The organism is Variovorax sp. H27-G14 (assembly GCF_046156345.1).
Classification (GTDB): Bacteria; Pseudomonadota; Gammaproteobacteria; order Burkholderiales; family Burkholderiaceae_C; genus Variovorax.
The window spans coordinates 25,144-39,243 of sequence record NZ_JAYLVN010000013.1 but is presented as its reverse complement, the minus strand read 5'-3'; the positions used below and the strand labels follow the sequence as shown (position 1 = coordinate 39,243).

Below are 14,100 nucleotides of genomic sequence, written 5' to 3'. Positions count from 1 at the left end.
GGCGGGCCGCAGCGCGGTGCGCACCGATCGCGAAATTCAGTTTAGGGACGGGCCCTGCGCGTGTTTGCAGGGATCGAGCCGAGTTCTGTTCCGCGTGGGCCATCCGGCCCGTGCGTTGCGGTGCGCGGGCCAGTGGCATATGTCTTGCATGGCGTCTTGTCCCGCCATCGGGCAAGCCCGATGGTCAACGCCATCGGACGGGGCCAATATCCGAGCCTCCCCCAGCCGGACAGGAACCGCATGATTCGCCCCAACACCTTCGAGGCCTACCAGGTCATTCCGCGGCCGGTATCGATGATCGTGGTCGAGCACGACCCCGAGCCCTCGCTGATCGTGCCCTCGCATTCGCACCCGCGGGCGCAACTCGCCTATGCGGTGAAAGGCACCTTCACGCTGCACACCCCCACCGGCGCGTGGCTGGTGCCGCCCAACCGCGCCGTGTGGGTGCCGGGCGGCGTGGTGCACGAGATGCACGCACGCGGGCAGGCCGTGTCCAACCGCTCGCTGTACATCCAGGCCGATGCCTCACCCAACCTGCCCACCGAGTGCTGCGTGATCGAGGTGTCGCCGCTGATGCGGCAACTGGTGATCGACGCCATCGGCATTCCGCTGCTGTACGACGAGGCGGGGCGAGACGGTCGGGTGATGCGGCTCATCCTCGACGAGATCTGCGCGGCGCCCAAGGTGCCGCTGCACGTGCCGATGCCGCAAGACCCGAGGCTGCTGCGCATCTGCCGCGCGCTGCTGGACGACCCGGGCAACGATGGCGATCTGGAGTACTGGGCACGCCACGGCGCGCTGGGCAGGCGCACGCTCACGCGGCTGTTCCGTGACGAGACCGGCATCACGTTCACGATGTGGCGGCAGCAGCTGCGGCTGATGGAAGCGCTGCGCCGGCTGGCGATGGACACGCCGGTGACCACCGTGGCGATGGACCTGGGCTATGAAAGCCCAAGTGCGTTCACGGCGAGGTTCCGGCGGGTGATGGGCAAGACGCCCAAGCATTACCTGGGGCGGTGCGATTCGGACATGGGGTGAAGCTGGGGTGAGGTGAGAGCCCTCGCTGGACGCTAGAGCCCCGCGCCCACGCCCCCCGTGAGCGCCTGCGCCTGCACCTTCCTGCGCAGCATGTGCATGCGCAGCGCCACATGCAGTTCAAGCGAGCGTCCGCCCACACGCCAGTTTTTCAGCAGGCCGTCGACCGACTCCAGCCGCTGGCGCAAGGTGTTCACATGGATCTGCAGCGCGTCGGCGGTGGCCTTCGCGTTCTGCGCATGCTCCAGGTAGGCCAGCAGCGTGCCGGCCAGGTCGGTGCCGCGGCGCTGGTCGTGCTGCACCAGCTCCCCCACGGTCGCCTCGATGAAGCCGGCGACGTCTGCCGCGCGGCGCTGCTCGAACAGCAGTGAATACATCGACAGCGTGGCCTCGGGCAGCAGCTCGTGCGAGCGACCCAGCGCACGCATGATGTCGATGCCGCGCTTGAGCGCGCGAAAGCAGCCGGGCAGCCCGTCGACCTGCGACTGCGTGCCCGACGTCACGCCCACCGCGCTCAGGCGCGCGTCGGGCAGCAGCGTGGCCTGCAGCGCCGACTGCAGCGGCTCGAACGCGGCCTCGGGGCAGATGGCCACGATGAAGCCCTCGCATTCCTCTAGCAGCGTGCCGCGCGCCACGGCCGGGCGCATGCGGCGCAGCGCGTATTCGATGTGCCGGTCTTCCACGCTGAGCACCGCCATGCGCAGCGGCAACCCCAGGTCCAGGCCCAGCGGCTGGGTACGCAGCTGCAGCGCGGCCGGCGATTCCTGTTGCCAGCTCACCAGCGCGCGGATTGCCGCGGCCGACTCGCCGCTCACCACCAGCTCGCTGCGCTCCTGCGACAGCAGCACCACGCCCGCGACCAGCGCGCCGCGCTCGAAGGTGCGGATCTCGGTGGCGCTCATCGCGCGGTCCGACAGCATCACCATCGCGCCCAGCAGCCGGTCGGCGCCCATCAGCGCTGCCACGCGCAGATGAAGGTGCGGGTCGGGCCCGCCGCCGTGGCCTTCGACCGCATGCGAACGGCCTGAGCGCCGGCCCTCGGTGAGCGCGCTGTGCATCAGGTCTTGCACCGGCGTGAGGCCCAGCAGCTCGGCCAACCCGCTGGCCAGGTGCGCGGGCGCCAGCGTCGCGTGCTGGGTCGGCTGCTCGGCCTCGTCGAGCAGCGCGATGTGAACCCCCAGCATCGACGCCACCATGTTGAGGATGTCGACCACGCTGCAGCCGCGCGCGACCAGCCGCGTCATCTGCTCGTGCGCCTCGGCCGCGGTCTGAATCTCCTCGGCCTGGCGGTGCAGCGAGGCGTTGGCATCGCTGGCGCGCTGCAGCGCCACCTGTGCCTCCTGGAACAGGCGCGCGTTCTCGATGGCCACCGCGGCCTGCGCGGCCAGCGTCGACAGCATCGCGACCTCCCACGGCGCATGGCGGCGCGGCTGCCGGTCGCAGATGCACAGCACGCCGATGCAGTGGTTGCCCACCATGAGCGGCGCGCCCAAGAGCGACTGCACGCCCTCGTCCTTGATGGCCAGGTCGATGCCCTGCTCGTGCGCAAAGCCGTGGTCGGTCAGGTAGTCGCTGCTGTGGTACGGCGTCTTGTGCTTGAGCACGTGGCCGCAGATGCCGTGGTCCAGCGGCACGCGCACGTTCTTGAAGCGCTCCGAAATCGCGCCCTCGGTCGCGCGAATGTAGAAGTCGTTGCGCAGGCGGTCGAAGTTGGTGAGGTAGCCGATGTCGGCCGAAAAAATCTGCCGCGCGCGGCGCACGATGGCCTGCAGCACCAGTTCGAGGTCGCGGATCGACGTGAGGTCTTGCGCGCTCTCCAGCACCACCAGCAGGCCGCGCTCGCGCCGCTGCTGCAGCGCCTGCTGCTCGCAGACCGCCACCGCCGCGCGGATGCTGCCGGCCAGCAGCGAGCGCTGGGCCGGGTCGCGCACCGTGGCCTGCACGCGCGCCAGCATGTCGTCGAACTCGCGCGCGCTGGCGTTGCGCTGAAGCATGGCGAGCAGCTCCGACTGCAGCTCCGCGGGCACCAGCGCCGCGGTTTCAGCTTCGTGCGCGCCCATGGCCGCGCCGCCTTGGCGCGCGACCGATTCCGATGTTGTCAAAGACCTCTCCCGGTGTGTGCCCCTGCGGGCATCAAAGCTCAGTGCAAACCCTGACGCGAACCGCACTGCGGTGCGGCCGATGTGCGAACTGCCCATAAGGCAGCTGATCTGGTGTGTGGATGCGCCATAGGAGATCGCGGTTGCGATCGACATGATTCATGCACTCGCACATTAACAGTGAGAGACCACAGGAGACAACCCAGTGAAATCGCTTGCCACACTCATGGCGTGGGGAACGGCCGTGTTCGCCCTGGCCACGGCCGCCATTGCCCAGCCTCAACCGCAGCCTCAAGCTCAGCGCCCCGCTGAAATAAAGCTCGGCATCAGCACCTTCATGACCGGCCCGGCCTCGGTGCTCGGCGCGCCCGCCAAGGTGGCGGCCGATATGTGGATCGAAGACTTCAACGCCGCGGGCGGCATCAGCGGCACCAAGCTCAGCCCCACCTGGATCGACGAAGGGCAGGGCGCCGACAAGTTCCTCTCCGAGTACCGCCGGCTGGCGCAGGAGCCCGGAGAAAAGCTGATGCTGTCGGCCATCTCCAGCGGCTACTGCAATGCGCTGGCGCCGGTGGCCGAAGACCTCAAGGTCATCAACATTCTGTGGGAGTGCTCGACCGAGAAGGTGCTCGAAGAGCGCCGCTACAAGTACGTGTTTCGCACCGGTCCCAACGGCACCATGGAGATGGTGGCGGCCGTGCTGCACCTGCTCAAGACCAGGCCCGACTTCAAGACCCTTGCGGTGGTCAACCAGGACTACGCGTGGGGCCGCGACTCGTGGGAAATTTTTCGCAACACGCTGCTCGCGCTCAAGCCCGACGTGAAGATCGTGGCCGAGCTGTTCCCCAAGTTCGGCGCGTCCGACTTCTCGAGCGAGGTCACGCGGCTGCAGGCGCTGCGGCCCGACGTGGTGCTGTCCACCGCCTGGGGCGGCGACCTCGACACCTTTCTGCGCCAGGCCTCGCAACGCGGCCTGCTCAAGTCGTCGCAGTTCGTGCTGCCGCTGGCCGACTCGTCGCTCGAGCGGCTCGGCGACGCGGTGCCGCCGGGCGTGATCGTGGGCTTCGTCGGCGACGGCTACTTTGCCGACCCGGAGTTTGCCAACGACCCCGAGGCGCGCGCCTTCGTGCAGAAGTTCAAGCAGCGCACCGGTGCCTACCCCAACTTCGCCGTGTATCACATGGTGCAGGCGCTGAAGGCGGCCACCGGTGCCTACAAGCAGGCGCTTGCCGACAACAAGGGCCAGTGGCCGAGCACCGACCAGCTCGCGGCCACCTTGCGCAAGCTGGAGTACCGCGGCCTGTCGCGCCCGATCAAGCTGCGCGAGGACGGCCAGGCATTGCAGGGCCAGCTCTACGGCGTGACCGCCAAGGACGCGTCGCAGCCCTTCCCGGTGGCGCGTCAGCTCTCGTTCTATCCGGCCGACATCCTCACGCCGCCCGTGGGCCAGAAGTCCGCCGAGTGGGTGAAGACGCTCAAGCCCGCGCTGCTGAAGAGCCCGCAGATCCGGCGCGTGGGCGACTGATGCAGTCGACGCGACCGACCTCACTCACATCACCGACTTCAGCCACATCAACGACATCAAGGACAAGAGGCGCCCACCGTTCATGGACCTGAACCTTCTTTTGCTTGCCACCGTCGACGGCCTGTCCTACGCCGGCTTGCTGTTTCTCATCTCGCTGGGCCTCACGTTGATCTGCGGCGTCTTCGGCGTGATCAACGTGGCGCACGGCAGCCTGTATGCCTTCGGTGGCTACAGCGCGGCCAGCCTGCTGGCCTGGCTGCTGCCGCACACCTCGTCCACATGGGCGCTGGTGGGCTCGCTGTTCGTCGCCGCGGCGGTGGTCGGTGGCTCTTTGGGCGCCTTGCTGGAGCGTGGCCTGCTGCGCCACTTTCAGGACCGCGACCCGGTGCTGCAGTTGCTTGTGACGTTCGCGGCCTTCATGGTGCTGGAAGACGTGCAGCGCATGGTGTGGGGCGCCACGCCCGTCAGCGCGGGCGACTTGGCCACGCGGCTCGGCACCACCGAGCTGCTGGGCGTCACCTTCCTGAACTACCAGCTGCTGTTCATTCCCGGCGTGGCGCTGGTGGCCTACGCGGGCCTGCAGTTTCTGTTGCGCCATTCGACGGCGGGGCGGCAGATTGTGGCGGTCATTCACCACCGCGAAGTGGCGACCGCACTGGGCATTCACGCAGCGCGTGTCGGCACGCTGACCTTCGCGCTGGCCGGTGCGCTGGGCGCGCTGGGTGGGGCGCTGTCGGTGCCCATGACGTCGTTCGTGCCCGGGCTTGGCGCCGAGATGATCGTGACCTCTTTCGCCGTCATCGCCACCGCCGGGCTGGGGCAGATCACCGGCGCGCTGGTGGCTGCCGTGCTGATCGGCATGGCGCGTTCGCTGGCGGTGTACACGCTGCCCGAGCTCGAAGTCGTCATGCCCTACCTGATGATGGTGGCGGTGCTTTTGGTGCGCCCACACGGGCTCTTCACCGTCACCGTGGCGCGGAGGATCTGATGCGCAAACCGACCTCTCTCGCGGTGGGCGCGCTCGTGGTGCTGGTGGTGCTGGTGTTGCTGGGTACTGGCTGGGCCATGCCCTCGTCGCGCATGCCGCTCATCACCTTGCTGTGCTTCGGCCTGGCCGCGCTGGGCCTCACGGTGCTCATGCGCGCGGGCCAGGTGTCGTTCGGCCACGCCATGTACGCGGCCATCGGCGGCTATGCCACCGCGTTCAGCGTGCGGGCGTTCCCCGGCATCGACGGCGTGGTCGCGGTTGCCGCGGGCGTGCTCGCCAGCCTGGTGTGCGGTGCGTTGATGGCGGCCTTTGTGTCGCGCTACCGCGGCATCTTCTTCGGCATGCTGAACCTCGGCCTGTCGATGGTGCTGTTCTCGCTGGCCGGCAAGCTCTATGCATGGACCGGCGGCACCGACGGCCTGCGCTTCGAGCGGCCCACGCTGCTGGGCATGGCGCTGGAGCGCGGCCAGTTCGAGCTGGGCGTGCTGGTGCTCGTGCTGTCGCTGGCCGTGGCCGTCACCTGGGCGGTGCAGCGGTACTTCGACTCTTCCTCAGGCCAGGTGATGGTGGCGCTGCGCACCAACGAAACCCGGCTGGAGTACATCGGCCTGTCGGCCCGCATGGTGCTGGCCGAGGGCTACGTGCTGTCGGCCGGACTGGTCGGCCTTGCCGGCGCGCTGCTCGCACTGGTGCAGAGCCTGGTGACCCCGGAGAGCGGCTACTGGATTCGCTCGGGCGAGTACGTGTTCATCGCCATCCTGGGCGGCTCGGGCCATGCGGTGGGGGCCTTTCTTGGCGCGGCCGTGTTCGAGCTCATCAAGCTCGCCGCGGCCGCCTACTTCACCAACGCCTGGCAGATTCTGCTGGGCACCACGCTGATCGTGGTGATCTTCTTTGCGCCGCAGGGCATCGTCGGCTGGCGCCGGCGTGCACCGCGCACGCAGCGGCCGCAGGAGGCGCCATGACCGCATCGACGACCCAACAGAAGCAGGGCGAGCTGCTGCGCACCGAAGGCCTGACGCTGCGCTTCGGCGGCATCACCGCCGCCGACGGCATCGACTTTTCGCTGGCGCGCGGCGAGCACCTGGCGGTGATCGGCGCCAACGGCGCGGGCAAGACCACCTTCATCAACATCTGCACCGGCTACATCAAGCCCGACAGCGGCCGCGTGCTGTTCGAGGGCCAGGACATCACCCGCCAGGGGCCGCGGCAGATCGCGCGCCTGGGTGTGGGCCGCTCGTTCCAGTTGCCGCAGCTTTTTCTGGACCACACGGTGCGCCAGTGCCTGGAGCTGGCCTCCGTGAGCCGGCAGGGGCGCCTGTCGCGCTGGACTTCGCTCTCTCGCGCGGCCGACCAGCGCGCGGTGAGCGAGATGCTGGAGCTGGTCGAGCTTGGCGCGCATGCCGACACGCCCACCACCGTGCTGCCGGAAGGCCGCCGCAAGCTGCTGGACGTGGGCATTGCGCTGATGCTGGAGCCCAAGCTGGTGATCATGGACGAACCCACCAGCGGCGTGTCTTCGCAGGACAAGCACGGCGTGATGCAGACGCTGATGCACGCCCTGCGGCAGCGCCAGGTCACGAGCTGGTTCGTGGAGCACGACGTGGAAATCGTGCGCCGCTACGCCACGCGGGTGGCCGCGTGGATCGACGGGCGCATTGCCGCCGACGGCACGCCGGCGCAGGTGTTCGCCGACGCGCTGGTGCGCCGCGACGTGCTGGGAGAACGCTGATGCTGCGCATGGAATCCGTCCATATCGACCTGGCGGGGCACTCGGTGCTGCGCGGTGTCGCGCTGGAACTCGCGCCGGGCCAGACGGTGGCCGTGGTCGGGCGTAACGGCGCGGGCAAGACCACGCTGCTGCGCGCGCTCATGGGGCTGGTTGCGCCGCGTTCGGGCAGGCTGCTGCTCGACGGCGAAGACATCACGCGCAGCCCCGCTTCGCACCGCGCCGCGGCCGGCTTCGGCTACGCGCCGGAAGACCGCGTGATCTTTCCCACGCTGAGCGTCGCGCAGAACATCACCTTGCCATGCGAGGTGCTGCGGCTGCCGCGCCACGAGATCCAGCGGCGCATCGACGCCGTGCTGGCCAGCGTGCCGCAGCTGGAGCCGATGCTCGGGCGTTCGGGCGCGGCACTGTCCGGTGGGCAGGGAAAGATCGTTGCGCTTGCGCGCGCCCTGATGGTGGGCGTGCGCTTCGTGCTGCTCGACGAACCCTTTCAGGGCCTGGCGCCCGCCTTGGCGCGCCAGTACGGCGATGCGCTGCGCGCCCTGCGGGTGTCGCATCCGCAGCTGTGCGTGGTGGTGACCGAATCGAACGCGGCGCTGCTCGACGCGGTGCACAGCCGCACCCTGTACATCGAACGCGGCGCCGTCTCCGAGACGGCATGCGACGCCGTCTCTCAGATGGCGTGCGGCCCCGCCTGAACCCTCGACATGTATCCCCACGGAGAACACACAAGTGAGTACTGAACCAATGCAGCTTCCGCTCGGCGAGGGACCGCTGCGCGGCATGGTCGTGATCGACGTCACCCGCGTGGTGGCCGGGCCTTACTGCACCATGATGCTGGCCGACCTGGGCGCCACCGTCATCAAGGTCGAGAACCCGGCCGAGCCCGACTACGTGCGCACCTTTCCGCCCTTCGTGCAGGGCCACACCGGCAAGGCCAGCGCCTTCTTCGCGCAGTACAACCGCCACAAGCTGGGCGTGAGCCTGGACCTGAAGTCGGAGCAGGGCCGCGCGCTGCTGCGCGAGCTGGTGAGCAAGGCCGACCTGCTGGTGGAAAACTTTCGCCCCGGCACCATGGAGCGCATGGGGCTGGGCTACGAGGCGCTGAAGCCGTGCAACCCGCGGCTGGTGTACGTGTCGATCAGCGGCTTTGGGCAGACCGGGCCCAACTCGCGCCGGCCGGCCTACGACAACAGTGCGCAGGCCACCGGCGGCCTGTGGTCGCTCAACGGCGAGAAGGGTGCCGCGCCGTTGCGCGTGGGCACCATCATCGGGGACCTGTCGGCCTCGTTCTATGCGGCCATTGCGGGGCTGTCGGCGGTGATCCATGCGCGGCAGACCGGCGAGGGCCAGTGGGTCGATGTGGCCCAGCAGGACGCGGTGGTCACGCTGACCGAGCACGCCATCGTCAACTACACGGTCGACGGCGTGGTGGGCGAGCCGCTGGGCAACGACCACCCCTTCGTACGGCCCTACGGCCAGTACGCCTGCAAGGACGGCTTCGTCTTCTTCGGCGCCTACACCGACAAGTTCTGGCGCGAGGCGTGCCGCATCTTCGGCGAGCCGGCGCTGGTCGACGACGCCGAGATCGACACCATGGAAAAGCGCTTCGACCCCGACACCTACACGCGCCGGGTGCAGCCCATCGTGCAGGCCTGGTGCGCGCGGCACACCAAGGCCGAGCTGGAGGCCATGGCCGGCGACACCATTCCTATGACCCCGATCAAGACCATTGCCGAGGTGGTGGCCGACCCGCACCTGGCGGCGCGCGACATGTTCGTGCCCACGCAGGTGGACGGCGTGCAGGTGCAGGCCTTCGGCAGCCCGATGAAGCTGTCGGCAACGCCGGCGCACGCGGTCGGCAGCGCGCCCGGGTTCGGCGAGCACAACGAGATCGTGCTCAAGGGCTGGCTGGGCATGGACGCGGCCGACTACGACCGCTATGTGGCCGAGGGGGTGATCTGATGGGCATTTCCTACGCGGTGGACGACCAAGGCATTGCGCACGTGCGCTTCGACCGCCCCGACAAACTCAACGCGCTCACGCTGGCCATGTACGACGAGCTTGCGCAGGCCTTCGTGCGCGCGAACGACGACCCGAAGGTGCGCGTGGTGCTGCTGGGCGGCAACGGCGAGCGCGCGTTTTGCGTTGGCGCCGACCTGGGCGAATCGATTCCGGCGCTGGCCGAGGGCCGCTTCGACATTTCGGAATGGGACGGCGCCCACATCAAGCAGCCGGGTTTCTACAAACCGGTGGTGGCCGCGATCAACGGGCTGTGCATGGGCGGGGGCTTCGAGATCATGCTGGCCGCCGACATTCGCGTGGCTTCGGAGACGTCGGTGTTCGCATTGCCCGAAGCCTCTCTGGGCTTCACGCCGGCCGGCGGCACGCTGGTGCGGCTGGTGCGGCAGATTCCGTATGCGCTGGCGATGGAGCTGATGCTCACGGCCGAACGCTTTCCCGCGCGCCGCCTCGCGGAAATGGGCTTGCTGAACCGCGTGGTGCCGCCCGACCAGCTGGAGGCCGTGGCGCTGGACTTTGCGCGCGGCATCGCAAAGAAGGGGCGCGTGGCCGTGGCGGTCATCAAGGAGGCGGCGCTCACGCTCGCACACCTGCCGTTCGACGAAGCCTTTCGCCGCGAGGCCGTGCTCGGCCAGCGCGCCTTCACCAGCGAAGAGGCGCGCGAAGGCCTGCGCCGCTTTTTGTCGCGCGATCGGTCCGCGGCGCGCTGAACGCGCCTTCCACGGATTCGCCCGCTCACCCATTCACTCGATCACTCGATCGCTCGATCGCTCGTTCATTCATCGATTCAGGACAGCCCATGGTTCAAGACTCCCGCCTCCCCAACTTTCGCGCGCTCACGCCGGCCCAGCGCCTCGACCACATCGCCACGGTGACGGGCCTCACGCCTGAAGAGGTCGCGCTGCTGAAGGCGCCCGGCGCGCTGCCGCTGGCGCGTGCCGACGGCATGATCGAAAACGTCATCGGCACCTTCGAGCTGCCCTTTGGCGTGGCCGGCAACTTTCTGGTGAACGGGCGCGAGTACCTGGTGCCGATGGTGGTCGAAGAGCCTTCGGTGGTGGCAGCCGCTTCCTTCATGGCCAAGCTGGCGCGCGAAGGCGGCGGCTTCGATGCGTCGAGCACCGGGCCGATCATGCGGGCCCAGGTACAGGTGCTCGGCGTGACCGACCCGTACGGCGCACGGCAGGCGCTGCTGCGCGCACGCGACCAGATACTGGAAGTGGCCAACAGCCGCGACAAGGTGCTGATCGGCCTGGGCGGCGGCTGCCGCGACATCGAGGTGCATGTGTTCCCCGACACCGCACGCGGCGCCATGATCGTGATGCACCTGATCGTCGACGTGCGCGACGCAATGGGCGCCAACACCGTCAACACCATGGCCGAGGCGGTGTCTCCACTGGTCGAAAATCTCACCGGCGGCAAGGTGCGCCTGCGCATCCTGTCGAACCTGGCCGACCTGCGGTTGGCACGCGCCCGCGTGCGGCTCACGCCCGCAGTGCTGAAAACGGCGGAGCGCAGCGGCGAGGAAATCATTGAAGGCGTGCTCGACGCCTACACCTTCGCGGCCATCGACCCGTACCGCGCGGCCACGCACAACAAGGGAATCATGAACGGCATCGACCCGGTGATCGTGGCCACGGGCAACGACTGGCGCGCGGTAGAGGCCGGCGCGCATGCGTACGCCTGCCGCAGCGGGCGCTACACCTCGCTCACCACCTGGGAGAAAGACACGAGCGGCGCGCTCGTCGGCACCATCGAAATGCCGATGCCCGTCGGCCTGGTGGGCGGCGCGACCAAGACGCACCCGCTGGCGCAACTGTCGCTGAAGATCCTTGGCGTGACCTCGGCGCAAGAGCTGGGCGAAGTGGCCGTGGCCGTGGGCCTGGCGCAGAACCTGGGCGCGCTGCGCGCACTGGCCACCGAAGGCATTCAGCGCGGCCACATGGCGCTGCACGCACGCAACATCGCGCTGGTGGCCGGTGCCACGGGCGACGAGATAGACGCGGTCGCCAAGCAGATGGCCGCCGAGCACGACGTGCGCACCGACCGCGCGCTTGCGTTGCTCGCGCAGCTGCGCGGCAAGTCGACCGCCTGACAGCGGCCTGGCCCCGAATGTCTTGAACACCCACGGAGCGCAACTGCCATGAGCACCTCACAGCACACCGAGCACGCGCCGCCGGCCATGGCGGCGCGCCGGTTCTTTCACACCGGCTGGCTTACGCAGGAGCGCATCGTGCTGCTGCTGCTGGCCGTGCTTGGCATGCTCGGGATCAGATCCATCGACACCAATGCGCGCCTGCCGGAAATACTGACCCTGTCCGACCGCATCCTCGTCATGCGGCAGGGCCGGGTGGTGGAAGAGTTTGCGCCGGAGGCCGCGACCGAAGACAAGATCATGTACGCGGCCGTGCACTGAGGCGTAGCGACCGACGCCGCCAGCCGCACCCCACACGAAGGAGTATCGAAGCCCATGATTCGCCCCAACACCTTCGAGGCCTACCAGGTCATTCCGCGGCCGGTATCGATGATCGTGGTCGAGCACGACCCCGAGCCCTCGCTGATCGTGCCCTCGCATTCGCACCCGCGCGCGCAGCTCGCTTATGCCGTGAAAGGCACCTTCACGCTGCACACCCCCACCGGCGCGTGGCTGGTGCCGCCCAACCGCGCCGTGTGGGTGCCGGGCGGCGTGGTGCACGAGATGCATGCGCGCGGGCAGGCGGTGTCCAACCGCTCGCTGTACATCCAGTCGGACGCCTCACCCAACCTGCCGACCGAGTGCTGCGTGATAGAGGTGTCGCCGCTGATGCGGCAACTGGTGATCGATGCCATCGGCATCCCGCTGCTGTACGACGAGGCAGGCCGCGACGGTCGGGTGATGCGGCTCATCCTCGACGAGATCTGCGCGGCGCCCAAGGTGCCGCTGCACGTGCCGATGCCGCAAGACCCGAGGCTGCTGCGCATCTGCCGCGCGCTGCTGGACGACCCGGGCAACGATGGCGATTTGGAGTACTGGGCACGCCACGGTGCACTGGGCCGGCGCACGCTCACGCGGCTGTTCCGAGACGAGACCGGCATCACCTTCACGATGTGGCGGCAGCAACTGCGGCTGATGGAAGCACTGCGCCGGCTTGCGATGGACACGCCGGTGACCACCGTGGCGATGGACCTGGGCTATGAAAGCCCGAGCGCATTCACGGCGATGTTCAGGCGGGTGATGGGCAAGACGCCCAAGCATTACCTGGGGCGGTGTGATTCGGACATGGGGTGAAGGCTTGCGATTTATAGAAGCGTTCAGGTGATCGCTGTGCACGGCATAAGTCGCACCGTTGATCACCGCAGCAATCGGCATCGGCCCACTGGCAGTTGGCAAGTACACGTACTGCGCCTGCCCCGCACTGGCCGCACCGCCGCTGCCCACCTCCGCAATCGGCGTGCCCTGCTCGTCATACGCATACGCATAGCCCAGTCGCTCCGCTGACGTGCTGCCCGGACTCCACAGCTTCGTAAAAAAGCCGACCAGGCTTCGCATGACGCCGGGGTTGCTTTCGTTGCCCTGCACCGGCGGATACAGCGGCTCGGTCTTGAACACCCGTTACCCCAGGCGGTGACGAACAAAGGCGCTGTGAAAGCTGGGTCGCTTACCTCGGGTTCTGTTCAAGAAGCCGTCAAGTCCTCGCCCGGCCGCGTTGTAGCCGTCGCCGATTAACTCCGTGGCGGTGAGGCGGCCCGAGGTGTGAGGAAAATTGGCCGCTGACCCCTTTCTTCGCCTCAGGCCAGCCAAGATGTTGGGCCAGTGATGTGATCAAGGGGTCTTCGTTTTAGGGTAAGGCAATTGGATTCCGCGCTCAGCGCAGGTGGCTTCGTAGTATTCCCGCGCGGCAGACAACTGCTCCCGCATTTCCTCGATCTCCGTCGTCAGGTCTTCTAATTCGTTGGACCGCACGAGAGCGCTCATTTCTTCGAGGCGGCGCACTAGCCCATTCAACGTGTCGCCTTGCACAACCACTCCCGGATAGTTGCGCTCCGGGAGTTGGACGACCGCAAAGTTGACTGGACGCCCTAGAAGTTCAAGTGTCTTGATCATGGTAATTGTTAGTTCGGCGGGAAGATGATGTGTGGTCTGCCAGCATTTACTGTGTCGCGCCAGAGGTCCAGGTTACGTGGTTCACCAAGGCCTCTCGGCCCGTCGGGAAGCGAACTTTTCAAACTGTGCGCGGTTGACCTTGAAGCCGTCGGTGGAATGACGTAGTCCCAATCGGATGCCGGTCGTGCCGTTCCATTCGCTCGGCTCTCAACCACGCAAATTGGTGTTCCCGTCCGATCAGCAGCATTTTGGATTCTTCTCGCATCGCCTGGCGATATGTTCTCGAGTTTTGCACCACCCCCGGCTCTCGATCCCGATGCTCTCCCTCCACCGCCAAATATCGATCTACCGCCGCCGACACCGCCACCGGCTTCAAAAATTTGATTCTCGTAGGGTCGCAACATTCTTGATCGCTGCAAGCCGTCAGGATCAACGTAGCTCAGCGGATTCGCACCGGCATAACCGAACCGATTCCACCCGCCATCCAACCCAATCGGATCTCCCTGCGTATACCTCCCGGTCGTCGGGCTGTACGTCCTGAACCCGTTGTAAAACAACCCCGACTCCTCATCCGCATACTGCCCCGGATACCGCAGGTTGAACTTCACCTCGGAGAGG

Annotated in this window: 14 protein-coding genes; 11 read left to right on the top strand and 3 right to left on the bottom strand. The window is 67.6% G+C overall.

Features of this window, described 5'->3' with window-relative positions; all coding sequences use genetic code 11:
- Positions 1-240 precede the first annotated feature (240 nt).
- Positions 241-1,038, top strand: a complete 798-nt coding sequence (locus VLK31_RS24935; RefSeq protein WP_409171150.1) for an AraC family transcriptional regulator — start codon at positions 241-243, stop codon at positions 1,036-1,038.
- A 32-nt stretch (positions 1,039-1,070) separates the two neighbouring features.
- Here the strand turns inward: VLK31_RS24935 and VLK31_RS24930 are convergent, their stop codons facing one another.
- Positions 1,071-3,137, bottom strand: a complete 2,067-nt coding sequence (locus VLK31_RS24930) for a helix-turn-helix domain-containing protein (protein WP_409171149.1) — start codon at positions 3,135-3,137, stop codon at positions 1,071-1,073.
- Positions 3,138-3,339: 202 nt separating this feature from the next.
- Here VLK31_RS24930 and VLK31_RS24925 point away from each other — a divergent pair, with 202 nt between their 5' ends.
- The 10 genes from VLK31_RS24925 (at position 3,340) to VLK31_RS24880 (ending at position 12,666) form a co-directional block, all read left to right on the top strand.
- Positions 3,340-4,659, top strand: a complete 1,320-nt coding sequence (locus VLK31_RS24925; RefSeq protein WP_409171148.1) for an ABC transporter substrate-binding protein — start codon at positions 3,340-3,342, stop codon at positions 4,657-4,659.
- Between the two features lie 82 nt (positions 4,660-4,741).
- Positions 4,742-5,647: a branched-chain amino acid ABC transporter permease gene (locus tag VLK31_RS24920; protein WP_409171147.1), complete on the top strand. Its 906-nt coding sequence runs from the start codon at positions 4,742-4,744 to the stop codon at positions 5,645-5,647.
- Complete coding sequence (locus tag VLK31_RS24915; RefSeq protein ID WP_409171146.1) at positions 5,647-6,612, top strand: branched-chain amino acid ABC transporter permease; 966 nt, start codon at positions 5,647-5,649, stop codon at positions 6,610-6,612. The genes VLK31_RS24920 and VLK31_RS24915 overlap by 1 nt, the downstream gene beginning before the upstream one ends.
- Positions 6,609-7,379 (top strand): ABC transporter ATP-binding protein, encoded by a 771-nt coding sequence (locus tag VLK31_RS24910; protein ID WP_409171145.1) that lies wholly within the window; start codon positions 6,609-6,611, stop codon positions 7,377-7,379. Before VLK31_RS24915 ends, VLK31_RS24910 begins: the two co-directional genes overlap by 4 nt.
- An 8-nt stretch (positions 7,380-7,387) precedes the next feature.
- Positions 7,388-8,074, top strand: a complete 687-nt coding sequence (locus VLK31_RS24905) for an ABC transporter ATP-binding protein (RefSeq protein ID WP_409171144.1) — start codon at positions 7,388-7,390, stop codon at positions 8,072-8,074.
- Positions 8,075-8,123: 49 nt separating this feature from the next.
- The gene (locus VLK31_RS24900; RefSeq protein ID WP_409171143.1) at positions 8,124-9,341 is read left to right on the top strand and encodes a CaiB/BaiF CoA transferase family protein; all 1,218 of its coding nucleotides are present in this window, start codon (positions 8,124-8,126) and stop codon (positions 9,339-9,341) included.
- Complete coding sequence (locus VLK31_RS24895; protein WP_409171142.1) at positions 9,341-10,108, top strand: enoyl-CoA hydratase/isomerase family protein; 768 nt, start codon at positions 9,341-9,343, stop codon at positions 10,106-10,108. Before VLK31_RS24900 ends, VLK31_RS24895 begins: the two co-directional genes overlap by 1 nt.
- Positions 10,105-11,493 (top strand): hydroxymethylglutaryl-CoA reductase, degradative, encoded by a 1,389-nt coding sequence (locus VLK31_RS24890; RefSeq protein ID WP_409171288.1) that lies wholly within the window; start codon positions 10,105-10,107, stop codon positions 11,491-11,493. The genes VLK31_RS24895 and VLK31_RS24890 overlap by 4 nt, the downstream gene beginning before the upstream one ends.
- A 48-nt stretch (positions 11,494-11,541) precedes the next feature.
- On the top strand, positions 11,542-11,814 hold the full coding sequence (locus tag VLK31_RS24885) for a hypothetical protein (protein WP_409171141.1): 273 nt from the start codon (positions 11,542-11,544) through the stop codon (positions 11,812-11,814).
- A 54-nt stretch (positions 11,815-11,868) separates the two neighbouring features.
- Positions 11,869-12,666, top strand: a complete 798-nt coding sequence (locus VLK31_RS24880) for an AraC family transcriptional regulator (RefSeq protein WP_409171140.1) — start codon at positions 11,869-11,871, stop codon at positions 12,664-12,666.
- Between the two features lie 534 nt (positions 12,667-13,200).
- Here VLK31_RS24880 and VLK31_RS24875 read toward each other — a convergent pair.
- Together VLK31_RS24875 and VLK31_RS24870 are read right to left on the bottom strand one after the other, a co-directional pair.
- Complete coding sequence (locus VLK31_RS24875; RefSeq protein ID WP_409171139.1) at positions 13,201-13,482, bottom strand: DUF6959 family protein; 282 nt, start codon at positions 13,480-13,482, stop codon at positions 13,201-13,203.
- Positions 13,483-13,490: 8 nt separating this feature from the next.
- The gene (locus VLK31_RS24870) at positions 13,491-14,090 is read right to left on the bottom strand and encodes an RHS repeat-associated core domain-containing protein (RefSeq protein WP_409171138.1); all 600 of its coding nucleotides are present in this window, start codon (positions 14,088-14,090) and stop codon (positions 13,491-13,493) included.
- Positions 14,091-14,100 lie beyond the last annotated feature (10 nt).

Bases quoted from the DNA above. Each gene is read 5' to 3' on its own strand.
- VLK31_RS24935 (WP_409171150.1), top strand. From the start codon at position 241: ATGATTCGCCCCAACACCTTCGAGGCCTACCAGGTCATTCCGCGGCCG.
- VLK31_RS24920 (WP_409171147.1), top strand. From the start codon at position 4,742: ATGGACCTGAACCTTCTTTTGCTTGCCACCGTCGACGGCCTGTCCTAC.
- VLK31_RS24915 (WP_409171146.1), top strand. From the start codon at position 5,647: ATGCGCAAACCGACCTCTCTCGCGGTGGGCGCGCTCGTGGTGCTGGTG.
- VLK31_RS24910 (WP_409171145.1), top strand. From the start codon at position 6,609: ATGACCGCATCGACGACCCAACAGAAGCAGGGCGAGCTGCTGCGCACC.
- VLK31_RS24905 (WP_409171144.1), top strand. From the start codon at position 7,388: ATGGAATCCGTCCATATCGACCTGGCGGGGCACTCGGTGCTGCGCGGT.
- VLK31_RS24900 (WP_409171143.1), top strand. From the start codon at position 8,124: ATGCAGCTTCCGCTCGGCGAGGGACCGCTGCGCGGCATGGTCGTGATC.
- VLK31_RS24895 (WP_409171142.1), top strand. From the start codon at position 9,341: ATGGGCATTTCCTACGCGGTGGACGACCAAGGCATTGCGCACGTGCGC.
- VLK31_RS24885 (WP_409171141.1), top strand. From the start codon at position 11,542: ATGAGCACCTCACAGCACACCGAGCACGCGCCGCCGGCCATGGCGGCG.
- VLK31_RS24880 (WP_409171140.1), top strand. From the start codon at position 11,869: ATGATTCGCCCCAACACCTTCGAGGCCTACCAGGTCATTCCGCGGCCG.
- VLK31_RS24875 (WP_409171139.1), bottom strand. From the start codon at position 13,482: ATGATCAAGACACTTGAACTTCTAGGGCGTCCAGTCAACTTTGCGGTC.